The organism is Massilia sp. GER05, from assembly GCF_052056005.1.
In the GTDB taxonomy this organism is placed as follows: domain Bacteria; phylum Pseudomonadota; class Gammaproteobacteria; order Burkholderiales; family Burkholderiaceae_D; genus Telluria; species Telluria orientalis.
The window spans coordinates 2152068-2176981 of record NZ_CP178858.1 but is presented as its reverse complement, the minus strand read 5'-3'; the positions used below and the strand labels follow the sequence as shown (position 1 = coordinate 2176981).

Sequence of the window (24914 nt, the reverse complement as noted above, 5' to 3'; positions counted from 1 at the left end):
CGTTTCCGGAAGCATGCCGGCGGCCGCTATGCCGGAAGAACCCGTGCGTGCGCGCTTTGCCGAACTCGGGGAAATCATCCGCGTCACGCCCCAGCACGCGGTGCCGCTGCTGGCCGGCCTCGTCGCCCAGGCGCGCCGCACGCCCGCCGAACACGCCCGCCTGCTCACGCTGTCCTGCGACCTGAGCCACCGCCTCGGCAAGCACGTGGAAGCCGTCCAGCTGTGCGAACAGGCGCTGCAACTGGGCCGCCAGGCGCACGACGACAGCCTCGTCGCGCGCGCCCTGCTCTCCAAGGCCTATGCCCTGTTCGGCCTGAACGAAATGAGCCAGTCGCACCAGCTGGTGTGGGAAGCCGAACGCCTCGCCGCCCACAGCCCCGACGTCGACCTGCGCATCCTCGTGCTGATCTCGTCGGGGGAATCGTTCGCCGAGGAAGGCAACTTCCCCGTCGCGCTGACCAAGATGCAGGGCGCCGTGACGCTTGCGCGCCAGAGCGGCAACAAGCTGCAGATCGCCGTCGCGCTCAAGTCGCTGGCCTACCTGTACAACCAGATGCGCGAATTCGACAAGGGGTTCGAGGCGATCGGCGAAGCGGAACAGCTGGCGGAGGCGATCGATTCGCCGGGCCGCCTGGCGATCTTCAAGACGACGGAATACATCCTTGCCGCCAACAGCGGCGACATGGAACGGGGCACGAAGGCCCTGCTGTCGGCGCTCGCGCTGGAACGCCGCATCGGCGCCGACGCGATGATCGCCAACACGCTCGTCAACCTGGCCGACTCGTACCTGAAGCAGCAGGACTGGCGCCGCGCGCTCGCGTACGCGCAGCAGGCGCTGGAACAGGCGCAGAAGCTGCACGACGACGCCCTCGCCGCCACGGCCCGCGTCAACGTGGGCCAGGCCTATCTCGGCATGGGCCGCCTGGCCGAGGGCAAGAAGCACATCGAGCAGGGCATGGACTGGTACCAGCGCTCCGGCAACAAGCCCGACCAGCAGGGTGTCCTCGTCGAATACGGCGACGCGCTGGAACGCGCCGGCGACCTGCCCGGCGCGCTGGCCGCGTATCACCGCGAGCGCGCGCTGTCGAACGAATTGTTCGAGACGCGCCGCCAGAAGGCGATGATGGAGCTGCAGGAAAAATACGAGGCCGACAAGCGCCAGCGCCAGATCGAGATGCTGCGCCAGGAAAACCAGGTCAAGTCGACCGAAATCGACAACCGCCGCCTGCAGCAGCGCATCTGGTGGCTGCTGGCGCTCGTGTTCGCGCTCGCGTCGGTCATCGTCGGCATCCTGTACCGCAAGGTGCGGCACGCCAACGCCCAGCTCGAGGTCAAGAACCATGAACTCAAGCAGCAGAGCGCGCGCGACCCGCTGACGGCGCTGTACAACCGCCGCCACTTCCAGGAATTCATGCGCTCGCACCAGGACATCGAGCGCCGGGGCATGAGCAACAACGGCGGCACGAGCGGCGAGGACATGGTCAGCGCGATGTTCCTGCTCGACGTCGACCACTTCAAGCACATCAACGACACGTACGGCCACGGCGCCGGCGACGCCGTGCTGCGCGAGATCGCGGACGCGCTGCGCGAGATCCTGCGCGAGACCGACATGATCGTGCGCTGGGGCGGCGAGGAATTCCTCGCCTTCCTGCCGGCCGTGCCGCGGAACAGCCTCGACGAGGTGGCGCGCCGCCTGCTGGCCGGCATCCCGGCACGCACGATCGACTACCAGGGCTCGCGCCTCTCCGTGAACGTATCGATCGGCTTCGCGCCGTTCCCGCTCGTGCCAGGCACTCCCATCTCGTGGGAACGCGCGATCAACATCGTCGACATGGCGCTGTACCTGGCCAAGGGCCACGGCCGCAACCGCGCGTACGGCGTGTGCGGCGTGTCCGGCCTCGCTCCGGCGGCGCTGGACGAGGTCGAGCACGACATCGAGAAGGCGTGGCGCGCGGGGCTCGTCGATCTGTCGATCGTGACGGGGCACGTGCCGGAGTTAAGGATGGCGTCGTAAGTAAACCGTCGCCCCCGCGCAGGCGGGGGCCCAAGCTCCCTGGCGTCGACGCGGCCTACTTGGGTTCCCGCCTTCGCGGGAACGACGAGGTTTAGGCTACGTGTTTACTTCGCCGCCTGCTGCATCTTCTCCCCGGCCTCCTCGACCTTCTGCCCGACCCGCCCCGTCGCTTCCTTCGCGCCCTCACGCGCCTCGCGCACGGCCTGGTCGGCCTTCTGGACCTGGGCCTGGACCTTGTCCTCGACCTTCTCGTTGATCCGCTCGATCTTGTCGTTCACGTGATCGAGCTTTTCCTGCACGCGGGCGCCGGCCTCGTCGACCCTCGCCTGCGCGCGGGCGCCCGCGTCGTCGATGGCCTTGCCGGCCTGCTGGGCGGGGCCCACGTCGTCCGTACCACGGTTGCACGCCGCCAGGAGACAGCCCGCCAGCAGCGCGCCGATGATGGATATCCGTTTCATCTTGCACCCTCCTTTGTTGCCGAATATACACCTGCAGCACGCGCCGCGGCGGACGCTTCGAACGGCGCATCCGTCAGCGTACGCAGGAACGCGACGATGGCGTCGATGTCCGCATCGTCGAGCGCCGGCTTCATCCCCTTGCGGCGGTTGTACGGCATGGTGGCCACGTTGACGTTGCCGAGGTGGCGCGGCGCCACGTCGTCGAATTGGCGGCCGTCCCCGTACCAGCGTTCCGGCTCGATCGAGCGGGTGGCGTAGAACGCGACGGCGTCGCGCAGGTCGGAAAAGACGCCGTTGTGCATGTAGCGCTCGCGCGCAGCCACGTTGCGCAGGCTCGGCGTGCGGAAGTAGCCGCACCACTGCCCGGGCTCCTTCCATCCTTTTGCACGCCCCGTGGCGCACAGGCCCTCGTCGAAGTGGCGCGGGTCGCGGTTGGCCGGAATGGCCCGGTTACGGGGCACGGCGAGCGCATCGTAGCCGAAATCCGTGAACAGCGAGCGGGCCGGATTGGTCGACGTCTCGTTGAACTTGTGGCAGCTGGCGCAGTTGCCGCGGTCCGGGTCCTTGAACAGTTTTAACCCGCGCAGTTCCTGCGGCGTGAGCGTCGCCTTTCCCTGCACCCAGGCGTCGTAGCGCGACGAGAACGGCGACATGTCGCGGCTTTGCAGGAACGCGTCCATCGCGGCGCCGAGCGCGGCCAGCGTGGTGGCCGTCGTCCTGAATACGTCAGGGCCGAAGGCCTGTCTGAAACCGTCCGCGTACTGCGCCGTGCGCAGCTTGCGGGCGATAGCGGCGTCGCTGCGGTTGTGCATCTCGAGCGGATCGAGCAGCGGATGGCGCACCAGTTCCGCCGGGGAGTCTACGCGCCCGTCCGTGAACAGGCCGCCGAACGGCGTGGGCGCGAGTGCGTCGTCGTCCTGGTAGAAGAACAGCGGCGGCACGTAGGCGGCGTACAGCACGGACGGCACGTTGCGCCTGCCGACGAGATCCGGCCGGCTGCCCAGCGCCACGCCGATGCGCGAGCCGTGGTTGCCCGCGAAGCCCTGGGCGGGATCATGGCAGCTCGCGCAGCTCGTGCCGGCCGGCTCGGACAGGCGCGTGTCGAAGAACACCTGCCGGCCCAGCGCCACGCGCGCGAGCGCGGGCGAGAACGGGCCGGCGACGCCGGGCATCGCGGGCAGTTGCGGCGTGCCGGCGAATGCGGTGGATGCCGCCAGCACGCCTGCGACGATCACTGACTTACCCAGCAAGGAAGCCCGCCTTGTCGCAATTGAGGCGGTTGTTGGCCAGCGCGCACGTGGCCATCAAGGTGCCCGTCTTCGTGTAGGCCTTGTAGGTCCAGCCGCTGCCCGCGCGCTCCATCAGCATGAAGCCGAACGTATTGCCGTGCGTGATGCTCTCGACCGTCACGCCCGGCGCCGGCGGCAGGTCGGCCGGGAACGGGTCGGGCAGCGCGACGTCGAGGTTGTCGCCGCCGTTCCCGCTCACGAACGTGGCCGGGTGGTTCGATGCGAAGCTGATCGCCTGGAAGTCGTGCACGTGGCCGTGGATCGCGAGCGATACGCCGGCCGGATAGTACGCGGTCGCGTTCAGCTGCCGCATCACCGACAGCAGCGCCGCATTGCCGCCCGCCGGCGCGCTGCCCGCGAGCGGGGCGTAGCCGAGGATCGGGTGGTGGTTGACGAACAGGCTCGTCGTCTTCGCCTTGCCGGCCAGCTGGGCGACCGTCTTGAACTCGTCCTGGTAGGCGAGGAATTGCGGATCGTTCGTCGCGAGCGCCGCCTTGCCGGCCTTGGCGGAATCGAACACGATCACCTGCGTGTCGCTCCCGAGCGGCACGGCATACGGCGCCGTGTAGTTGGCGATGGCGTCGTTGGCCGGATCGTCGCAGGTGCGCTTCGCGCCGTAGGCCTGCGTGTCGAGCAGGCGGAACCAGCCCTGGCCGGCGCGCGCGCATTCCTCGTGGTTGCCGCGCACGACGATCCACGGCGCCGCGGCCAGCAGCGGCGCGGCCGGCTTGAACAGGTCCGCTTCCCACGTGTCCCAGCCATAGCCCCACGGGCTGTCCTTGCAGCCGGCAATGTCGGACGGGCAGGCGTTTTCGCGGTAATGGTAATCGCCGATGTGCATGACGAGGTCCGGCCGCAGCTTCGCGGCCGTGGCGGCGATCTGCGCGAGCGGCCACGCGTCAGCGTCGTTGCACGACTGCCAGGCGTTGTCGGCCTTCTTCAAACGGCAGCCCGTGTCGGCCAGGATGACGATGCGTTGCGGCGCCGCCTTCGGCAGCGGCAGCGCCCTGCTGCCGACGTGCGCCTCTTTCGCATCCGCCGCCACCGCCGCCTCGCAGACGTTGAGCGGGAACGCGGACGGTTTCGAATCCGCGGCGGCGCTCGCCGTCGTGCGCTGCGCCGGCGTGCCTGCGGCCGCGCGCAGGGTCATGCGCGTATCGGCGCCGTCGACCGTGATCACCGGGCACGTGCCGTACGTGGTGGCCGCGCGCGCGACCGGCTTGCCGCCGTCGCCCATCACGACCCACGCGTATTTCACGTAGCCGTCCTTCGTCGCCTCGTCGATGTGCGTCGAGCCGCAAGCGGCCAGCAAACTCGCCAGCGCGATGGCGCCGAGCGCCCGGCCGTTCGATCCGATCATCTGGGTGTCCCTTCGTGCGTGATTGAAATCGCAACACGATAAGGACGCAATGTGACCCGGCTATGACATCCGCCAGTCCTCGCGCATCAGGTCCACGTAACGTTGCGCGCCCAGGCCCAGCGGCCGCTCGCGCGACCACACGACGTCGACCCACAGGCGCAGCGCATTGCTGATGTTGTCGAAGCCGATCTCCACGAGGCTCCCGGCCGCCACCAGCGGCTGCGCGAGCGCGCGCGGCAGATACGCCCAGCCGAGGCCCGCCTGCACGAGGTTCAGGGTGGCGAGGTAGCTGTCCACGCGCCACACGTCGCGCGCGTGCACGAAGCGCGGATCCCTGCCCGCGCCATCGCGGCCCGCGACGACGATCTGGCGCTGGTCGATCAGGTCTTCCAGCCGCGGCGCGCCGCCCGTCAGCAGCGGATGGCCGGGCGCCACGACCGCGACGAGCAGTTCGCTGCCCACTTCCTGGAACGCCTCGCGGTCGTCCAGCCGCTCGCGCTCGAACACGAGGGCAAGCTGCACGCCGCCGTCGTGCAGCAGGCGCAGCGCATCCGCCTGCGGCGCCGACAGCACTTCCACTTCGAGCGACGGAAATTCGCGCGCCAGCACGGCCAGCGGCGCGCTCCAGCGGCCCGCGATCAGTTCCGGCACGACGGCCAATGTCAGCCGCCGTTCCAGCCCGCCGTGCAGCGCGAGCGCGTCCGCCTGCAGCCGCCGCATTTCGCTGGCGACGTGGCGCGCGCGCGGCTCCAGCGCCCGCGCGGCGTGCGTCGGACGCGGGTCGCGTCCCGACCGGTCGAACAGGATCAAATCCAGCTCCGCCTCGAGCTGGGCGATGGCCATGCTGACGGCCGACGGCACGCGTCCCAGCGCACGGGCCGCCGCCGAGAAGGAGCCGTGGTCGAGCACGGCCAGGAAGATACGCACGCTGTCGCTGGTGAATGCCATGACCTGTCAATAAAGTTGAAAGATCCTGACTTTATACATCAACTCGACCGACATATCCTGACGCCATCGAGATTGGAAAGCGCAACACCATGCAGGGCATCAAACGCAAGATTGTCTACGTCACACTGTACGAAGCCATCGCCATCGCGAGCACGACGGCCGGCCTGGCCGGCCTCGCGGACCATGACGCGGGCGCCGCCGGCATCGCGTCCGTCCTCGCGTCGGCGACGGCCGTCGTCTGGAACCTCGTCTACAACACGCTGTTCGAAGCGTGGGAAGCGCGGCAAGCCACGCGCGGCCGCAGCCTGCTGCGCCGCGTCGTCCACGCCATCGGCTTCGAGGGCGGCCTCGTGCTCGCCATCGTGCCGATGTTCGCGTGGGCGCTGGACACGTCGCTCGTCGACGCCTTCCTGCTCGACATCGGCCTCGTCGCGTTCTTCGTCCTCTACAGCTTCGCGTTCAACTGGGCGTTCGACCTCGTGTTCGGATTGCCGAAGGCGGCGGCCTGACGTCCGGTTCGCCCCGGCCGTCTCCCGGTTCGCCACATTCCGCTCGCCCGCGCGTGCATGCCGGCGTAGCCTGACCGGCATTCGATCCAGTCAGGAGACACCGTGAAACGACGATTCCTTCTCAAGGCCGCGGCGACGCTGCCGTTCGCATTCGCAGGCGCCACGGCCGCCGCACCGCTGCGGCGGCGCGTGCGGCCGGGCGATCCGCTGTGGCCGTCCGCCGCCGCGTGGGACGACCTGAAACGCGGCGTGGGCGGCCGCCTCGTCAAGCTCGACGCGCCGTTCGCCGGCTGCGCCGCAAGCGCGGATGCGCCCTCGTGCGTGGCCGCGCTGGCGCGGCTGAAAAACGGTTTCGAGATGGGCGACCAGCCGAACTTCACGCACACGAGCGGCTGGCTGGACGCCTGGTCCTCGCAGCCCAGCGCGTACGCCGTCGCGGCGCGCACGCCGGCCGACGTCGCCGCGGCCGTGAACTTCGCGCGCACCCACGACCTGCGCCTCGTCGTCAAGGGCGGCGGGCACAGTTACCAGGGCACGTCCGACGCGCCCGATTCGCTGCTCGTCTGGACCCGGCACATGAACGACGTCCGCCTGGAACCCGCCTTCGTCGCGCGCAACTGCGGGGCCGCGCCGCAGCCGGCCGTCACGGTGGGCGCGGGCGCCATGTGGATCGACGCCTACGATGCGGTGACGACGCGCGGCGGCCGCTACGTCCAGGGCGGCGGCTGCACGACCGTCGGCGTGGCGGGGCTCGTGCAAAGCGGCGGCTTCGGCAGCTTTTCCAAGCGCTACGGCACGGCGGCGGCCGGCCTGCTGGAGGCGGAAGTCGTGACGGCCGACGGCCAGGTCCGCATCGCCAACGCGTGCACGAACGCGGACCTGTTCTGGGCCCTGAAAGGCGGCGGTGGCGGCAGCGTGGGCATCGTCACGCGCCTCACCTTGCGCACCCGCGAGCTGCCGGCCACGTTCGGCGCCGTCTTCTGCAAGATGCGCGCGGCCGACGATGCCGCATTCCGTGCGCTGGTCGGCAAGCTGGTCGAGTTCTATGCGAAGGACCTGTTCAATCCGCACTGGGGCGAACAGATCGGCATCCACGGCGACAACACCGTCGACGTCTCGATGGTGTTCCAGGACCTCGACGAAGCTGCTGCCTCCCGCACGTGGGCGCCGCTGCTCGACTGGCTGCGCGCGCATCCCGGCTACACGTTCGAGAAGCCGTTCCAGGTGCTGGCCCTGCCCGCGCGGCATATGTGGGACGCGGCGTTCTTCCGCGAACACGCGCCCGGCTTCATGGTCGCCGATCCGCGTCCGGGCGCGCCCGCGCACCACGTGATCTGGAAGGGCGACACAGACCAGGAGGGCTGGTTCATCCACGGCTACAAGTCGGCGTGGCTGCCGGCCGGGCTGCTCGATCCGAAACGCCAGGCCGGCCTCGCCGACGCGCTGTTCCAGGCGAGCCGGCACTGGAGCGTGGGCCTGCACTTCAACAAGGGCCTGGCCGGCGCGCCGCAGGCGGACATCGATGCGGCGCGCGACACCGCGACCAACCCCGCCGTGCTGGACGCGTTCGCGCTCGCGATCATCGCGGGCGGCGACGGGCCGCGCTTCCCCGGCATGCCCGGCGGCGCCGTCGATGCGGTCCGCGGGCGCACCCGCGCGCAGGCGATCGGCCGGGCGATGGACGCGCTGCTCGCGGTGGCGCCGAAGGCCGGTTCCTATGTCTCCGAAAGCGATTATTTCCAGGCCGGCTGGCAGGACGCCTTCTGGGGCGCCAACTATCCGCGGCTCGCGCAGGTCAAGCGCAAGTACGATCCGGATGGCCTGTTCTTCGTGCGCCACGGCGTGGGCAGCGAAGCCTGGAGCGAGGACGGATTTACACGCAACGCGTGACTCCCGTTACTGCGCGTCTGGCGGAATAGCCAGCGGATGCTCGGCGCGCGCGGCGTCGATGCGCGCCTTGAGCGCGCGCGTGTTGTCGTCCTCGCCCCAGCGCTTGGTGAACGCCTGCAGGCGCGTGCGCGCCCGCTCGACGCTGCCCGACGCCAGCGAAGATTCGATCGGACCGCGCGCCACCGCCCACGCGCTCGCGCGCTGGCGCTTGCGCGTGCACGCGCTGGACGCCTCGTTCAGTTCGCGCTGCAGGCGTTCCAGCTGCTGCGGCGTGGCGCGGCTGCTGCGCAGCGCGATCAGCTCGGCCTGCGCCTGCTTGCCCTGGCAGGCCTGCGCCAGCGCGATGGCGCCGTCGATGCGTTTGTCGATCTTCTTCGCCGACGGCTTGGCCCACAGCCACACGCCCCACAGAACGGCCAGCGCGACGATCCACCAGCGCAGACGGATCGGCTGGCGGCCCGCCGGTGCCGGCGAAGGCGGCGGCGTCGGGTGCGGCGACCACGGGATGCCGCGGCCCCGCTCCGGCGGCGGCGCGGTATGGGCCTCGACCGGGCGGCCGCCGTGGCCGAAGGCCGTCGCGGACGGCGTCGGCTTCGGCGGCGGCTGCGGTGGCGCCTCCTGCACGGTATCCGGCGCATCCGACCAGCCCGACAATCCGGCGACGGCCTCCGCCCCGGCTGCCGCGGCAGCGGCAGTTGTAACGTTATCGGCGGCATCGCGGCGTACACGTCCATCGTCCTGCGGTGGCGGCGGTGCGCCCGCCTGCTGGGCCGTCCCGCAATACGGGCAGTACTGCACGCGGCGCGGCATGCCGCGTGCGCAGGCGGTGTTGATGCAGCGGTAGATTGCTTCGTCCTGCACGGTGCGTCCTTATTCGGGGTCCGGAATGCCGTCGTCGTCCGGATCGGGAATCGCGGCGCCGGCGGCCGCCATCAGTTCCGGGATGTCGGCCACGGTCTTCCACTTGTCCGCGCGCGGATTCCACTGCATGTTCCAGATGCGCGTGCCCGTGTCGATCTCGCCGCGCGTGAGCTGCTGCACGACCTCGTCCAGCGCGAACGGTCCGCGCTGCACGCCGCCGACGAACAGCTTGTAGCGCACGGGGATCGGTGTCGCGCCGACGACGTACGCGGCCGGCCCGAGGCCTGGCGAAGGCACTGCATCCGGGGCGCCCGGCGTCGGTGCGACGACGGTGGGCGCGGCCGGCGCGAACTGCGCGGACGGCATGACCGGCATCGCCGCACGCCGTTCCAGCGCCTGCGCGGCGCGCGCGTCGGCCGACAGGAACTCGGGCCGGATCACGCGCTTGTCCGTGGGGCGTTCGACTTCCCACGCGTACGCGTCGGACGCCGAATCGGGCACGGTCTCCGTCCACGTGTCGAGCTGCGCGAGCGCCGCCTCCACCTGCGCGGGCGACAGCGCCGGGTCGATGCCGACGGCCCGCCGCATCCACTGGTCGTACAGGCGCCGCGCCGTGATGTACGGCAGCGAAGGCGACGGCAGTTGCGCGCCCGTTTCGTCCACTTCCAGCTTCGGCTCGTACACGCGCAGTTGGTAGTGGCGCATCAGCGCGGCCAGCAGCGCCAGCTGGTGCGGGCCCATCGCAGCCAGGCGCTGGCGCGTCGCCGCGATCACCTGCTCGCGGTAGTACGGCGGCAGGCCGTTGGAGCGGATCGCGTACTCGTTGCCGATCTGGAGCCATTCGCCCGAGCCCTGCTCGACCTCGAACAGGTATTGGCCGCGCGGCTGGAACGCGGCCTCGCGGTCGCCCGCGTCCTGCTTGCGGCGCAGGACGCCCAGCGCGACGGCAGCCAGGAAGAATTCGTAGTCGTCGGCCAGGCGATTCAGCTCGTCCATCGACGGCGAGATCGGGTGGCGGAAACGCGTCGAATCGAAATGCAGGTGCGTCGGAATCTTCGGGTTTTCGATCTGGTAGCTGGCGCGCCACGTCGGCAGGCCGCGCAGCACCGTCATCGGGTAGCCGGACAGCTCGATATAGCACACCGCACGTCCCGGCACGCCCGTGTTCACGACGGACACGAGGTCGCCGTGGAAGAACCCAGTCGGCACGGCGGCGCGGATTTCCCCTTCCAGCCTGCGCCACGCGGCCGGATCGCCCACGCCGATGAAGCACTTGAACTGGTCCGCGCTGGGCGTGAACTCGGCCGAGAAGCGCGCGTTAATCCATGGCATGGCGCTCTTGATCCACTCGGAGAAGATGCGATGCCGCTCTTGCGGCGACATCGCGCCCAGGCGTTCCACGAGCGGGTCCGGCAGCTCGGCGACGGCCTGCTCGCCCGACAGCTGCAGCTGCGCGCGCCGGAACAGTTTTAACAGCAGGTCGGCACGCAGCCTCTCGTCGCCCAATTGCGGGAACAGCCGCGCGGAGCCGCCGAATTCCAGCAGCACCTCTTCGCTCCACGCGCTCACGTCGCCCGTCAGGCGCACCGGTTCCGGCAGGACGTCGCTCGCCAGCTTGATGTAGGTGGCGTGTTCCTGGCGCGCGTCGGCACGGAGCTGGCCGATGCGCTGGTCGACCGCGGCCAGCATCGCGCCCACGTTGCGCCGCCCTTCCTGGAATTCGCCGGCGACGCCGCTCCAGCGCACCTGGCCGTGTTCGTCCGGCGCCTGCGGTTCGCCGAGCCAGGACGACAGGCTTTGCATCACCTCGATGGATTGTCCCGCCGCGACGGCGAGCAGGTGGAAGCGCAGGTAGTCGGCGATATCGCGCTTCAGGTGGTTCATGATCTCTCTCGCCTGCGCATCCTTGCCGAACAGCCGGCCCGCGGCCTGCGTCAGGTGGTTCAGCGATTCCTCGACCTGGCGCGTGCGCAGCGCGTCGCGCACGTCGCGGTAGCGCTTGCCGTTGCGCTGGACGCTGGCCAGGTCGCGCTGCGCGAGCCGCGCCTTCACCTGCTCCAGCAGCGACAGCACGAATTCGAGGCCGCCCTGCTTGCGGTCGTCCAGCAGCATGTACAACCGGCCGCGCACGTTCAGGCGCAGTTGCGCGAGCAGCTCGCCCGTATGCCGCTTGATGCGGTCCTCGCTCGTCTCTGCCGTGGCGCCGGCCTCGCGGATGGCGTCGCGTTCCAGGTTCGGTAGCAGCTCGACGACCTTTTCCCGCCACAGCTTGAGGTCGTACGAGGCCATGATGCGGTCCATCTCCAGCTGCACCTTGCTCTCGACGCGCTCCAGCAGCGAGCGCTGGTCCTTGTCCAGCAGGAGCATGTCCGTCAGCGCATATTCCGGGAACGGCGTGACGTCGACGGTGCCCTTTTTAAAATCGGGGAATTCCGTGAACGGATGCTCGGCCATGCCCATCTGCTCGCGCATGAACGCGTCCCGTTCCTGGTCGGTCGCGCGCCGCGCGGCACTCCCATCGGCCGCGACGAGGCCGAAGAACGCCTTCACCATCAGCGCCGCCAGTTCGTAGGCGCGGATGTCTTCGCGCAGGCTTTGCTGCGTGTCGAGCACGGACTGGCCGAACGCGGAATACACCTTCGAGTACGACAGGCGCATGTCGCCGAAGCGCTGCTCCGGCACGCGCGGGTTGTACGGCCCGAGCTTGTGCTGCTGCTGGTTGACGGCGACGGAGCGCTTGCGGTTGGCGAAGTCGGCCGACGCGAAATCCTCGAACAGCGTGTCGGCCACCATCTGGTACACGTCCTTCACGTCCTGCGTCGCCTTGTTCGCGAGGTTCGCCGTGTCGACGAAGTACACGTCGTCGAACGGCGTGCCGCGGCCGACGATGCTGTCCGGTTCCATCCACTGCACGCGCGCGTTCATGTCGCGCATGCTCGTCTCCAGCTCCATCAACGTGGCGTACGCGTTCGCCTCCGTGCGCTCCTTGTTCGCCTTCGCATAGCCGGACGGCAGGAACATCACGAGGTCGACCTGGCTGTCCGACACTTCCTGGCGCGCGACGGCCTTGGCGATCCAGCCCAGGTCGATGGCGCTGCCGGCACCCGTGCCGCCCGCGTTGGACGCGATGACGACGATGCGGAATTTCGACGTGTCGACCTGCAGGCCGAGGCGCTGGTAATTCTCCTTGCGCTCGATGCCCGCGTTACTGCTCAGGAAATTCAACGCGCCCTTGATGCGGCCGCGCAGCTTCGGGTATTTGTCGAACAGGTACAGCCGCGCGAGCGCGCGGATCTGGCCCGCGCCCTTGGACGGATCGATGCCCAGCGAGCGCAGTTTCTTCGGGCGCAGCGGCATCCAGTTTTCGATCAGCGGGAAGCGCGCGAGGCTGTCGTCCGACTCGTGGTACTGCGGCAGGTCGAGCGGTTCGACGAGGCGCTCTTCATCGGACAACTTCACAAGCTCGAACCACGGGTCCGTACGCTGCGACTTGCCCTCGTCGATGACGGCGTTCGCATCGAGGTCGAAATGGAGGAAGCGCGCGACGGGGAAGTCGGCGATGGATTCGACGCGGGTCGGATGCCGGCGGTTCCATACGGCCGCGAGGATGCGGCGGCGGATGCGCATCATGACTTCCATGCCGGTGCCGCCGGCGCCGATGAACAGCGTCGGACGCAGGTCGACTTTTAACTCTGCCTTGTTGCCCAGGGATGCGGGATCGGGAAAATCTGCCATGGTGTTCTCTTTGAAAGGTCAGCGGCGGCCGACGAAGAAGGCCGCGACCAGCGTGACGACGCCGACGACGACCAGCGGTCCGGTGATGGCGGGCGTCAGGTATCTGCTCGCGTTGACGATTGCCAGCACGACGGCGGCCGACAGGAAGCCCATGCCGACGAACAGCAGCCAGCCCGCGCTCCCGGCCGCCGACGGCGCCACGCGCTTGACGACGAGGTGGTGCACGTAGGCGTTGCGCACGAAGAAGTAAATCACCAGCAGCACGACGAAGGCGACGGCGCCGATCGCCATGTCGCGCCCGGCCGTGTCGCGCAGCGGCGCCGCGCTCGTGTTGGTGGCGCCGCCGGGCGCGATCTCGACGGGCTGCGTCGCGGTGTCGGGCGTCGTCTTCGGCAGGCTGTCCTGCGGCGTGGTCGCCGTCTGGCCGGGGAGTTTGAAGCCCGGGTCGGTGCCGGCGGTGTCGGGGGCGGGCTTGGTCTGGTCGTTCTGCATGGTGGAGGGTTCCCGTGGGTTCATCGGCCGAGCCGCACCTGCGCGCCTTCGCGCAGGTCCAGCAACTGGTGGCCGAACAAGGTCGTCTTCAGGCGGGCCACTTCATTGCCCGCCTTGTCGTAGATCGGTTGCGTGGCGCCCGCCCGCGTGTGCACGGTGCGCAATTCGTCTTCCACGACGAGCTGCACCCGGCGCGGCCGGCCGTACGCATACGCGGCGCCCGCGCCGGCGGCCAGCAGCGCGAGGCCGCCGGCCAGCAAGGCGACGAGCGGCCCCGAGCCGTAATGGACATGCACCTCGACGGGCAGCACGGCCGTCGAGGCCTGGATGTCGGCCGGCGGCGTGAAGATGTCCGGCAGCGGATCGCCCGGGAACAGCGCCGCCATGCGCTCGCGGAACGCCTGCGACAGTTCCAGCCGCTGGCCCTGCAGGTGCAGTTCGATCCGGCCCGGCAGCACGTACGCGGAGCCGGCCGATTTCAGCGCCGCCATCGACCATTTGCCCGGCAGCTGCGCGACGGGCAGCTGCACCGTCGATGCGAGCGGCTCCGCGCGGCCCGGCGCCAGCCGCGTGACGGTATTCGTCTTCAGCGCGATCGGGCGGTTCTCGCCGCCGAGCATGGAGCGCGCGGAGATCGTCGCCCCCGCGATCGTGTACGGATACATCGTGTTCTGCAGCTGCCACTGGATCGTCGCGCTGGGCGTGCGCGCGGCGGGCGACACGTCCGCGCGCAGGCGGCCCGCCGCATCCATCGAGAACTCGACGCCGGGTGCGTTCTCGACCTTGCGCGGCACGAGGCGCACCGTGTCGCGGTCGAGCGGTTTCAGGCGCGCGGGCGGTTCGGTGATCACGCGCTGCACGCGTCCCGCCGCGAGCATCGCGTCGAGGGCGCGCGCACCCTCCGGACCGACCGCGAACACGTACACCATCAGGCCGTTCGCGTGGTAGTGCTGGCCCTGCACGGGCATCCGCAGCGGGAAGGCGAGCGCCTTCGTGATCGCGGCGCCCTTGTGGATCAGCGCATAGAACTCGCGGTTGCGCTGCGCGGTCGCCTGGTCGTTGTTCGGGCTGTTGCGGTTGTTCGTCACGAGCCAGACGAGGCCCGCCTTCCCGCCCAGGACTTTGGTGACGGTCGTCTCCACGGCCTCGCCCAGGTCGGTGTCGGCGAGCGCCGTGCCGCCGGGTTTGCGGGCCATTTGCAGCCCCGCCAGCGCGGCCCGCACGTGCGCGGGCGTGTCCTTCGTCACCTGCTCGGACAGCAGCGCGCGCGGCGACGGCGCGCCGGGCAGCGACTGGTTGAACGCGGCCAGCACGAGCGCGTCGCCCGGCTGCGCGACATTGCCCGCGAGCGCCGCGACCAGCGGCTTGAACTGCGATTGCGGGTCCGTGTAGAACGGCTCCATCCAGCCGGAATTCTGCACCAGAATAACCTGAGCCACTTGCGGCACGGCCCAGGCGGGCATCACGCCGCACAGCGCGAGGAAAAGGACGAAGGCCCTCACGTCGGCGCTTCCAGATTCCAGCCGCGGATCCGGTTCCAGTCTGGGTGGTGCAGCCACAGGCGGTTGGCGTAGACGAAGGGCACGCACTCGAGCGGCCGCGCGAGGCGCGCCACTTCGTCCAGGATCACGTTGCGCCGGCCGATCCACTCCACCGTGGTGCGGGCGATCACGCGGTTGGCCAGCGCGTCTTCGGCACGGCCGGTGTATTTGTGGAAGCGCAGCACGAGCCCGCTGGGCTGGCTGCGGTTATTGTTGAAGCTGCGCAGCAGCGGCAGGACGAGGGAATCGTCCTCGTGCTGGTCCTCGACGTGCTCGCCGGACCACGGTTCGTCGACGACGGGATGGCCGCGCCGGAACAGCAGGTTGGCGAAGCCGAGGCGCGCGCCGTCGATCGGTTCGCGCTGCGGGCGCGCTTGTACTCGTTCTGCGCCCAGTTCGAGGAACGAATACGACAAGCCGTCATGCCCGATCAGCCACATGCGGCCGTCGCGGCTCAACGTCGGGCCGCCGAGGTCGAGGCTGGGCAGCCACGTGTCCGGCCACGCGAGCCAGCGCGGCGCCTCGCCGGGCCGCCACGCGAGCTGGCCCTCGCCGTGCAGCCAGAACAGCTGGCCGTCGTAGCCGATGGGCCGCGTCCAGCCGGTCAGCGGCAACGCGCCGCAATCGAATTGCGGCCCGGGCGACAGGTCGGCGCCGAGCCCGCACAGGCCCAGCGTGCCGCCCGGATTGCGCACGAGGACGCCCAGCTGGCGCCGCATCAGGCCGGGCGCCGCGACGACCGGCGCGGCCAGCACGGCCTCCGTGCGGCAGGTCTCGCTGACCGGATTGATGGCGAGGCGGTACAGGCCGCGCGCGGTCGGCACGAGCGCCACGTCGCCGCGGCGCGCGGGCACCTGCAGGTGCGACGTGGGCAGCCAGCCGTAATCGGATGCGCCGAACGCGAGGTCGGCCGCGCCCTCTTCCGGCAACAGCACGTGCCAGACTTCCGCCAGCGGATCCCAGTATTGCAGCACGCCCCGCCCCGGCGCCAGCGCGAGCAGGCGCTGTTCGGGAAAGCCGAAGGTGGCGGCTGCGAATACGCAATGGGCGTTCGGCGGCGGCGGCATGGCGGCGTCGAAGCGGCCGACTTCCGGCGCGGGAGGCCGCTCTTCGAGGCTGTCGCCCAGCGCCAGCGACGTCACGGGCAGGCCATGCGGCACGTGCCGGGGCAGCAGCGCATCCGCATACGGCCCCCACCAGTCGGGATGGCGCTCGGGCGCGACGCCGAGGCGGTCGAGCGGGCGGCCGCACGTGGGACAGAACGCGAACCCCTCGGGATAGATGGCGGCGTGGTCGCAGGACCGCGGCAGCGAGGCGCCGAGCAGGTGCGCGCAATCGGCCAGGCGGCCGCGCGCGGCGGCCTGCCAGTCGATCCGGCCCAGCCCGTCGCTGGACACGAGCTCGAACTGTCCGCTGCGCTCATCCTCCAGCCAGATACTGGCCGGCGTTTCCCATCGGTATGCCATGCGCTCCCACCGTCTGATCGTCAAAAGTTCGACGGTCCCCCCAACGTCGGGACCGTTATCGTTTTGAAATCATAGCGCCGGGATCAAGGCGACGGCGCCCTGTTCACGGAGTAGCGCGTGGCTGTGCTTCAGGGATCAAATAGCGGCGCGGGAAGTGGAACTTTCGGCAGCATCGAGTGCCGCGCGGTTCACGTGGCGGATCTTCCAGGTGCCGTTGTCCAGCACCATCGTCAGTACCACTTCATGTTTCGCGTCGCCGTCGCCGTCGAGGGTGACGAGGACGTCGGCGCTGCGCGCCTGGCGGCGCAGGGTGACGGCCTGCACGCGCCCCCGCAGCCATGCGCCCTGGATGCGCGGCGCTTGCAGGAAGTAGTCGCCCGCCGCCGCCTTTTGCTCCTGCAGGCGTTTCACCAGCTGGTCGACGAGGGGCTTCGCGACGTATGCATTCAGGCGATCGTAGCGGTCGCTCAGGGGATCCTGGTCGGCGTCGAGCGTCTGCAGGTACCAGCCATAGAATTCCGCGGCCACGATCTCCGGTGCGCGCAACGCCGCCGCATGCGCCGAGAGACAAACCAGCAGCACGCCAAACAGAATGAGCTTTAGGAAATTTCCTTTACGAATCAACATGATGGGCTCCTGACAGCCAGACTGTGCAGCATTCCGGCCGGCCTGATCGTGACCTGCCGCAAGGGTATAATGCCGGGTTGTCTTCCCCTTCACCCATGCCATGACGACCACCGACGCCCTGCCCGCCGCCGCCATCGACTCCGCCACCGCGCACCTGCGCGACGTGCTCGCGATCGCGCTCGAACACACGCCCGAGCGGCGCGCGCTGGTCGTCTTCGACACCCGCACGGCCCTGGCCCGCGCCCTCGTCGCCGCGTACCGCGCGAACCTGCCGGACGCGTCTTTCGTCGACTTCGACACGGTGGCCCCCGACGAGGTGCTCGCGACGTTCCGCACGCTGGCGCCGCAGGATCTCGTCGTCCTGGTGCAGTCGACGAACTTCCGCCTCGACGGCTTCCGCCTGCGCGTGGAACTCTTCAAGCTGGGCCTGAAGGTGATCGAGCACGTGCACCTGTCGCGCATGCCGGGCGCGCAGGGCGGGCACTACATCGAGGCGCTGGCCTACGATCCCGCCTACTTCCGCGGCGTGGGCCATGCGCTGAAGGCGCGCATCGACCGTGCCCGCCGTGCCGAGGTGCATGGCGGCGGCGACGTCCTCGTATTCGATTCGCCGCTGGAGAGCGCCAAGCTGAACGTGGGCGACTACAGCGCGATGCACAATGTCGGCGGCCAGTTCCCGATCGGCGAAGTGTTCACGGAAGCGCGCGACCTGGAAGCCGTCAGCGGGCGCGCGCAAGTCCACGTGTTCGGCGACACGTCCTACCTCGTCAACCGGCCCGAGTCACCGATCACGCTCGTCATCGAGAAGGGCCGCGTGGTCGGCACGGAGAACGTCACGCCGGCGTTCCAGGAAGTCCTCGACATCATCCGCCGCGACGAGGGCGAAGTGTGGGTGCGCGAACTCGGCTTCGGCATGAACCGCGCCTTCACGCGCGAGCGCCGCGTGGACGACATCGGCACGTACGAGCGCATGTGCGGCATCCACCTGTCGCTGGGCGCCAAGCATGGCGTGTATGCGAAACCGGGGTTCAAGCGCAAGGATGCGCGCTACCACATCGACGTGTTCGTCGTGACGGACGCGGTGTACCTGGACGACGAGCGCGTGTATGCGGACGGTGCGTGGACGGTGGCCGCCTGATCTACAATGGCATGGTTTAGTCGAAGGACCAAGCCATGCTCACTCCCGAACAACGCGACCGGTACCGGCGCGACGGCTACATCGTCATCCCGAATTTCAAAGCGCCCGACGAGATCGCGCGCCTGCGTGCACGCGCCGGCGACATCGTCGACGCGTTCGACCCAGCGGAGTCGCGCGCCATCTTCACGACGCGCGACCAGGCGAGAGCCAGCGACGCCTGGTTCCTCGGCTCGGACAACACGATCCGCTGCTTCTTCGAAGAGGAAGCCTTCGGCCCGGACGGCCGGCTGAAGCAGGCCAAGGCCCTGTCGATCAACAAGATCGGCCACGCCATGCACGACCTCGACCCCGTGTTCAAGGCGTTTACGCACGATGCGAAGCTGGCGGCCGTCGCGCGCGACCTGGGCCTCGAACAGCCGCAGATCTGGCAATCGATGTACATCTTCAAGCAGCCCGGCATCGGCGGCGAAGTGCGCTGGCACCAGGACGCGACGTTCTTCGATTCCACGCCGATCAGCGTGACGACGTTCTGGTTCGCGCTGGAAGACGCGACCATCGAGAACGGCTGCCTGTGGGTCGAACCGGGCGGCCACCGCGGCCCGCTGCGCGAGCGTTTCCTGCGCGACGGCGATGCCATCGCGATGGAAAGACTGGACGGCACGCCGTGGCCCGACGACAGCACGGCCGTGCCTTTGGCCGCGAAGGCCGGGGATCTCGTCTGCTTCCATGGGCTGCTGCCGCACTACAGCGCACCGAACCGGTCGCCTGTCTCGCGGCACGCGTTTACCTTGCACGTGACGGATGCGCGCACTTCGTATTCGCCGCGCAACTGGATCCAGCGGGATGCGGATTTTCCCGTACGTGGCTTCGATTGATATACTCTTCCAGTATCTTTTAATGCACTTTTAAAGCACAAGCCGGGCATGGACTGTCATATCGAGATTTTTCTCGAAGGCGAGTGGCTGGAAGCGGCGCAGGCAAGCTTCTCCGATGTGGTGCGGAATGGCTTCCGGCCGAACGACTGTGTGTTCGAATACGATCTGCTCTACGCCTTCGGAAGCGATTCGAAACGCGGTCGATGAGCCGCCTGCGGAGACCGTCGAGTTCATCCGGCGCGACGTGCTCAACCTGGCCATGCGCAATAAGGAACTGAAGAGTCAGTGACCGAATAATCACGACGCACCATGACACGGAGTTTTCAAAGGCCATCCATAATGCCCTCGCGAAGCAGGAAGAACTTTCCAGCTACATTCGGGCACGCAACTTGAGGGCTGCCGCACTGGACGACGAATTACACAAGATCGTGCGACTGCACGAAACGACCGCGGGCACGCCTGATTCCCCGATTACGTCAGCCCAAGTAAAGCAAAATATAGCTGAGGATACGTTCGTCGGCGAAGCTCACCGACGTACGAAAAGAAAACCGCGCCCCACCTGATGATCGGCCGCTGACCTTCTGTCGCTCCTGACAAAAACTGTCAGGGCTCCCTCTTAAAATCTTCCTTTCTTCGGTAACGAAAGGAGATCGTCATGCACATCATCATCGGAGGCACCGGCCACGTCGGCTCGGCCACGGCCCGCGCACTGCTGCGCCGGGGCGAACCCGTCACGGTCGTCACGCGCAATGCCGGCCATGCGGCCTGGCTGCGCGATGCCGGCGCGAAAGTCGCCGTCGCGGACGTGCGCGACGTGCCCGCGCTGCGCGCCATCCTGCGTACCGGCACCACCGCGCTGCTGCTGAATCCACCGGCCGCGCCGTTCACCGACACGGACGCCGTCGAGCGCGCGAACGCCGCCGCCATCGTCGACGCGGTGACGGACTCCGGTTTGCGCAAGGCCATCGCCGTCTCGACGTTCGGCGCGCGCGCCGGCGAGCCGTGCGGCGACCTCACCGTGCTGTTCGAATTCGAGGAAAAGCTGCGGGCGCAGGCCGTTCCCGTCGCCGTCAATCGCGGCGCCTACTACATGAGCAACTGGACCGAGATGCTCGACACGGTGCGCCACCGCGGCAAGCTGCCCAGCTTCTTTCCGGAGGATGCCGCCATCCCGATGGTCGCGCCGTGCGACCTGGGCGAAGCCGCCGCGCAGCGGCTGATGGAGCCCGCGGACCGGACCGGGACCCTCTACATCGAAGGCCCGCGCCGCTACACGCCGCGCGACGTCGCCGACGCGTTCGCGCGGGCACTCGGCCGCCCCGTCGACGTCGAGGTCGTCCCGCGCCACGCCTGGGAGCAGACGTTCCGCCAGCTCGGCTTTTCGGTGGAAGCGGCGCGCAGCTATACGTGCATGACCGGGACCGTGCTGGACGAGCAGGACCGCTGGCCGGACGACCCCGTCCGCGGCGCGACGTCGCTCGAGAATTTCATTTGCGAAAGCGCAAATCGAAAGTATTAAAACTACACAGTTCATGCAAATTAGATTGACACGAAAATACGTATAGCTAAGAATCTCCCCCGTCGGGCACGAAAACATCACAGAATGGTCGCCCGATACGTAGTAAAAGTACCTGACTGAGCAACGGACTTTTGCACGATCTCCGTTGTTCGCCGGGACCTTACCCGTATCACATCGGAGGAGAAGCATGAAGAAGAGCACCATCGTCGCCCTGCTGGCGGCGGGCATGATCACGTCCATGGCCCCGGCAGGGGCCGCCACCCCCACCCAGCAGGCCGGCGGCAGCACGGCCATCGTCCTGCAGGGTTTCCACTGGAACTCGGCCAATTACACCGGCCCGGACTGGTACAACACCCTGCTGAACAACGTCGGCGACTTGAGCGCGATGGGATTCACCCACGTGTGGTTCCCGCCGCCGTCGGATTCGAGCGCCAAGGAAGGCTATCTGCCGCGCCAGCTGAACAAGCTCGATTCCAAATATGGCAGCGCGGCCGAGCTGACGAATGTCGTGAGCGCATTCAAGAGCAAGGGCGTCAAATCCATCGTCGACGTCGTCGTCAACCACCGCGTGGGCACCACCGGCTGGTCCGACTTCACGAACCCGAACTGGACCACCTATTCCATCGTCAACGGCGACGAGTGCAACTGCGGCCTCGGCAACGCCGACACGGGCCAGGGCTTTTCCGCCGGGCGCGACCTCGACCACAAGAACGTGGGCGAAGTCCAGAACGGCATCATCAACTGGCTGAATTACACGCTGAAGCCGGTCGGCTTCTCGGGCCTGCGTTTCGACTACGTGAAGGGCTTTTCGGCGAGCTACGCGGGCCAGTATTCGAACGCGTTCGCACCCGATTTCTGCGTCGGCGAGATGTGGCCGGATTCGTTCGACCTGAACAACCTGAACGCGAACCGCCAGGCGATCATGGACTGGATCAACGGCACCAGCAACAGCTGCGGCGCGTTCGACTTCACGACCAAGGGCATCCTCAACGACGCCCTCGCCAACGGCAATTACTGGCGCCTGAAGGCGACCGACGGCAAGCCGCAGGGCGCCATCGGCTGGTGGCCGGCGATGTCGGTGACGTTCGTCGACAACCACGACACCGGCCCGGCCGAAAGCTGCGGCACGGGCCAGAACCTGTGGCCGGTGCCGTGCGGTTCGGTGCTGGAAGGGTATGCCTACATCCTGTCGCATCCGGGCATCCCGACCGTGTTCTACCCGCACATCTACAACTGGAATCTCAAGACGCAGATCGCGGCGCTGATGGCGGCGCGCAAGAATGCGGGCGTGAATTCGACATCGGCGGTCGCGATCCAGCAGGCGACGCAAGGCCTGTACGCAGCCATCATCACCGGCACGACGCACCAGCTGGCGATGAAGATCGGCCCGAACAGCTGGAGCCCGGGTGCCGGCTGGACGTTGCAGACGTCGGGTAACAACTACGCCGTCTGGATGAAATAAAAGCGCACGAAGCGGCTCAGGCCACCACCGCCTGCAGCCGCGCCGCCTGGCCGCGGCCGATGACATCGCGGCCATGCACGCTGACGCGGTTGCGGCCGTTCTGCTTGGCGTGGTACAGCGCCACGTCCGCGCGGCTCAGGATGTCTTCCCATTTCTGGTCGTGCGCATCCAGCGCGGCCACGCCCACGCTGACGGTCATCGGGACCGGCGTCCCCTCGACGGTCAGCGGCGCCGCCACCACGGCCTCGCGCAGGCGTTCGGCCATGGTGCCCACGTTCCCCGCATGTTCGCCGACGACCAGTACCGCGAACTCTTCCCCGCCGATGCGGAACAGCGCATCGTACCCGCGCAGCACCCGCGCCGACAGTGCCGTCACGTGGCAGATCGCCGCGTCCCCCACGCCGTGGCCGTAGCGGTCGTTGATGGGCTTGAAGTGGTCGATGTCGAACGTGATGAAGAACATGGTCGAACCGTTGCGGCGGCAGCGGCGGAAGTCGCGCGTGGCCACGTCGTGCAGGGCGCGCCGGTTCAGCCAGCCGGTCAGCACGTCCGTCAGCGAGGCGCGGCGCAACGCCAATGTCTGCTGGTGGCTGACGATCAGCGCGCAGCACATCGTCGCCAGCGACATGTACACCAGTATCGCCAGCGCGCCGGACGTGCGGAAGAAATCGCCGCCCAGGAAGCCCGGCGGGTGGCCGTCGTACACGAGCATGATCGCCATGCGCGCGACCTGCTGCAGTGCGGACAGCACCTGCAGCACGATCAGCGGCGTATGCGCCGCGCACGCCTCGCGCTCGCTGCGGCGCCACAGCAGCCACGCGGCGCCGAGATTGAGCGCGCCGACGAACGGTGTGAACAGCACGAGCCGGTACAGCGGCGCGCCGCGCGCGAACATCAGCGCATGCGCCGCCAGCACGGCGACCATCAGCAGCACGCCCCAGCGCCAGCCGGGCGCCAGGTGCAGGTGGCGCCGCACCCCGGCCAGCATGCCGAAATGGCCGCCGATGTGGAGCGCGTTGACGCAGGCGATGAACAGAATGGCGCCCGCCTGCTGGTGCAGGCCGATGGCGCCCAGCCCGTTGCTCAGTGCGAATAACGCAGCGGCGACCGTCCAGTCGACGAGGCAGGCCTGGCGCGCGCTGGCGAGGTACAGCAGCCCCATGCTGGCAGCCATGGTCAATGCCGCCAGCGCGGCGGCCACGATGAGTGTGAAAGCGTCCAAGCGCCATCCAACCTGTATAGATAATTTCTTAAGTATAAAACTATTGTTTATATGCAAATCTAACCAATTGTCGCAATCGCAAAGTTTCTGTATTTACAGCAAGCGAATCCGGCCTCCGGGACGGCTGTGATATACCGCTTCCATGAATGCCGCATTCTTCGCCATCGTCGGCGCCCAGTTCTTTTCGTCGCTGGCGGACAGCGCGCTGTTCATCCTGTGCGTGTCGCTGGTCGCCACGCTGTCGTTCCCGCAGTGGATGACGCCGATGCTGAAGATGGGTTTCGTCCTGTCGTACATCGTGCTGGCGCCGTTCGCCGGCGCCTTCGCCGACCGCTTTCCCAAGGGCCGCGTGATGCTGCTGACGAACACCGTCAAGATGCTCGGCTGCTCGCTGATCCTGGCCAAGGCCAATCCCCTGCTCGCCTACGGCATCGTGGGGCTCGGCGCCTCCGCATACTCGCCCGCCAAGTACGGCATCCTGGCCGAGGTGCTGCCGCCGCGCCGCCTCGTGGCGGCCAACGGCTGGATCGAGGGCACGACCGTGCTCGCCATGATCCTCGGCACGGTGCTGGGCGGCGCCCTTTCCGCCAATCCGCAGACGATCGCGTGGCTGCTGCACCTGACCTTGCCATGGCGGGCCACGCCCGTCGGCATGGCGGTTGCCGTGATCGTCATGACGTATTTGCTGGCGACGCTGTTGAACCTGCCCGTGATGCACGCCGGCGCCCGCCCGGCCGACGCGCGCCGTCCCTTGCCCTCGCTGCTCGCCGATTTTTATCGCTGCAACCGGACGCTGTGGCAGGACCGCGAAGGCCGCATCTCGCTGGGGGTCACGTCGCTGTTCTGGGGCAGCGGCATGGTGCTGCAGGTGCTCTTGCTGACGTGGGCGCAGAACGTGCTCGGTCTCACGCTGGACCGTGCCGCGGCGCTGCAGGGCGTGTTCGCGCTCGGCGTCGCGGTGGGCGCCGCCGTCGCCGGCAAGGCCGTGCCGCTCGTGCGTTCCCTGTCCGTGATGCCGCTGGGGGCCGTGATGGGCGGCGGGCTGTGCGCGATGGTGTGGGTGCATTCCGTCGCGGTGGCGCTGCCGCTGCTGCTCGCGATCGGCATCCTGGCCGGCCTGTTCGTCGTGCCGATGAACGCGATCCTGCAGCACCGCGGCCACCGCCTGATGCCTGCCGGCCAGTCGATCGCCGTGCAGAACTTCAACGAGAACCTCGCCATCCTCCTGATGACGTCCACCTATGCGCTGGCCCTGCAGGCGCAGCTGCGGCTCGATACCGTGCTCGTGCTGCTGGGCCTCCTGATCGTGCTCGTCACGCTGGTCTTGCGCGGGATGGCGGCGGCGCGGATCGACTGACCTGTCCGCCGGCGGTGTCCGCCTGGTGTCCGTTCATGTGTCCGCGTGTCCGACCGTATCGCACGCGCCACGCCCATCCGTATGTATCAGTCTTGTTACACATCAAATACAGTAATGGCGGAACGTCAAGACTAGAATATTTTCCTTCTTT

The 24914-nt window shown here is 68.4% G+C and carries 20 protein-coding genes; 9 read left to right on the top strand and 11 right to left on the bottom strand.

What is annotated here, in order from left to right:
• Positions 1–13 precede the first annotated feature (13 nt).
• Positions 14–2014 (top strand): diguanylate cyclase, encoded by a 2001-nt coding sequence (locus ACL58G_RS09795; RefSeq protein WP_440966566.1) that lies wholly within the window; start codon positions 14–16, stop codon positions 2012–2014.
• A gap of 104 nt (positions 2015–2118) precedes the next feature.
• Here ACL58G_RS09795 and ACL58G_RS09790 read toward each other — a convergent pair whose 3' ends face one another.
• The 4 genes from ACL58G_RS09790 to ACL58G_RS09775 are packed head-to-tail and all read right to left on the bottom strand — an operon-like array spanning position 2119 to position 6069.
• A complete protein-coding gene (locus ACL58G_RS09790; RefSeq protein ID WP_440966564.1) occupies positions 2119–2472 on the bottom strand; it encodes a hypothetical protein in 354 nt (117 codons plus the stop codon).
• Positions 2469–3722: a cytochrome-c peroxidase gene (locus ACL58G_RS09785; RefSeq protein ID WP_440966562.1), complete on the bottom strand. Its 1254-nt coding sequence runs from the start codon at positions 3720–3722 to the stop codon at positions 2469–2471. Before ACL58G_RS09785 ends, ACL58G_RS09790 begins: the two co-directional genes overlap by 4 nt.
• The gene (locus ACL58G_RS09780) at positions 3712–5121 is read right to left on the bottom strand and encodes a metallophosphoesterase family protein (RefSeq protein ID WP_440966561.1); all 1410 of its coding nucleotides are present in this window, start codon (positions 5119–5121) and stop codon (positions 3712–3714) included. The genes ACL58G_RS09785 and ACL58G_RS09780 overlap by 11 nt, the downstream gene beginning before the upstream one ends.
• Positions 5122–5181: 60 nt before the next feature.
• Positions 5182–6069 carry a LysR family transcriptional regulator gene (locus tag ACL58G_RS09775; RefSeq protein ID WP_440966559.1) on the bottom strand — a complete coding sequence of 296 codons (888 nt, stop codon included), beginning with the start codon at positions 6067–6069 and terminating at the stop codon, positions 5182–5184.
• Between the two features lie 89 nt (positions 6070–6158).
• Between ACL58G_RS09775 and ACL58G_RS09770 the strand changes: the two genes are divergently transcribed.
• Complete coding sequence (locus ACL58G_RS09770) at positions 6159–6578, top strand: PACE efflux transporter (protein WP_413382816.1); 420 nt, start codon at positions 6159–6161, stop codon at positions 6576–6578.
• Positions 6579–6680: 102 nt separating this feature from the next.
• Positions 6681–8468: an FAD-dependent oxidoreductase gene (locus ACL58G_RS09765; protein ID WP_413382814.1), complete on the top strand. Its 1788-nt coding sequence runs from the start codon at positions 6681–6683 to the stop codon at positions 8466–8468.
• Positions 8469–8474: 6 nt separating this feature from the next.
• Here ACL58G_RS09765 and ACL58G_RS09760 read toward each other — a convergent pair whose 3' ends face one another.
• The 6 genes from ACL58G_RS09760 to ACL58G_RS09735 form a co-directional block, all read right to left on the bottom strand.
• Positions 8475–9329 (bottom strand): hypothetical protein, encoded by an 855-nt coding sequence (locus tag ACL58G_RS09760; protein ID WP_440966556.1) that lies wholly within the window; start codon positions 9327–9329, stop codon positions 8475–8477.
• A 9-nt stretch (positions 9330–9338) separates the two neighbouring features.
• Positions 9339–13064, bottom strand: coding sequence for a tubulin-like doman-containing protein (locus ACL58G_RS09755; RefSeq protein ID WP_413382810.1), 3726 nt, complete (start codon positions 13062–13064; stop codon positions 9339–9341).
• Between the two features lie 18 nt (positions 13065–13082).
• Positions 13083–13580 (bottom strand): hypothetical protein, encoded by a 498-nt coding sequence (locus tag ACL58G_RS09750; protein WP_440966555.1) that lies wholly within the window; start codon positions 13578–13580, stop codon positions 13083–13085.
• Positions 13577–15058, bottom strand: a complete 1482-nt coding sequence (locus tag ACL58G_RS09745; protein ID WP_413382808.1) for a hypothetical protein — start codon at positions 15056–15058, stop codon at positions 13577–13579. The genes ACL58G_RS09750 and ACL58G_RS09745 overlap by 4 nt, the downstream gene beginning before the upstream one ends.
• Entirely contained in the window at positions 15055–16563 is a 1509-nt protein-coding gene (locus tag ACL58G_RS09740) for a hypothetical protein (RefSeq protein ID WP_440966553.1), read from the bottom strand. The genes ACL58G_RS09745 and ACL58G_RS09740 overlap by 4 nt, the downstream gene beginning before the upstream one ends.
• Positions 16564–16698: 135 nt before the next feature.
• Complete coding sequence (locus tag ACL58G_RS09735; RefSeq protein WP_440966552.1) at positions 16699–17190, bottom strand: DUF3828 domain-containing protein; 492 nt, start codon at positions 17188–17190, stop codon at positions 16699–16701.
• A gap of 100 nt (positions 17191–17290) precedes the next feature.
• On the opposite strand from ACL58G_RS09735, the gene ACL58G_RS09730 reads away from it, so the two are divergent.
• The 5 genes from ACL58G_RS09730 (at position 17291) to ACL58G_RS09710 (ending at position 22184) form a co-directional block, all read left to right on the top strand.
• On the top strand, positions 17291–18328 hold the full coding sequence (locus tag ACL58G_RS09730; protein WP_440966551.1) for a hypothetical protein: 1038 nt from the start codon (positions 17291–17293) through the stop codon (positions 18326–18328).
• Between the two features lie 35 nt (positions 18329–18363).
• Positions 18364–19203 carry a phytanoyl-CoA dioxygenase family protein gene (locus ACL58G_RS09725; RefSeq protein WP_440966549.1) on the top strand — a complete coding sequence of 280 codons (840 nt, stop codon included), beginning with the start codon at positions 18364–18366 and terminating at the stop codon, positions 19201–19203.
• A gap of 48 nt (positions 19204–19251) precedes the next feature.
• On the top strand, positions 19252–19410 hold the full coding sequence (locus ACL58G_RS09720) for a hypothetical protein (protein ID WP_440966548.1): 159 nt from the start codon (positions 19252–19254) through the stop codon (positions 19408–19410).
• Between the two features lie 448 nt (positions 19411–19858).
• A complete protein-coding gene (locus tag ACL58G_RS09715) occupies positions 19859–20722 on the top strand; it encodes an NmrA family NAD(P)-binding protein (RefSeq protein WP_440966546.1) in 864 nt (287 codons plus the stop codon).
• A 187-nt stretch (positions 20723–20909) separates the two neighbouring features.
• Positions 20910–22184 (top strand): glucan 1,4-alpha-maltotetraohydrolase domain-containing protein, encoded by a 1275-nt coding sequence (locus ACL58G_RS09710; protein ID WP_440966544.1) that lies wholly within the window; start codon positions 20910–20912, stop codon positions 22182–22184.
• Positions 22185–22200: 16 nt separating this feature from the next.
• Here ACL58G_RS09710 and ACL58G_RS09705 read toward each other — a convergent pair whose 3' ends face one another.
• On the bottom strand, positions 22201–23406 hold the full coding sequence (locus tag ACL58G_RS09705) for a GGDEF domain-containing protein (RefSeq protein WP_413382786.1): 1206 nt from the start codon (positions 23404–23406) through the stop codon (positions 22201–22203).
• Positions 23407–23548: 142 nt separating this feature from the next.
• Between ACL58G_RS09705 and lplT the strand changes: the two genes are divergently transcribed.
• Entirely contained in the window at positions 23549–24763 is a 1215-nt protein-coding gene (gene lplT, locus ACL58G_RS09700) for a lysophospholipid transporter LplT (RefSeq protein ID WP_440966542.1), read from the top strand.
• Positions 24764–24914: the final 151 nt, after the last annotated feature.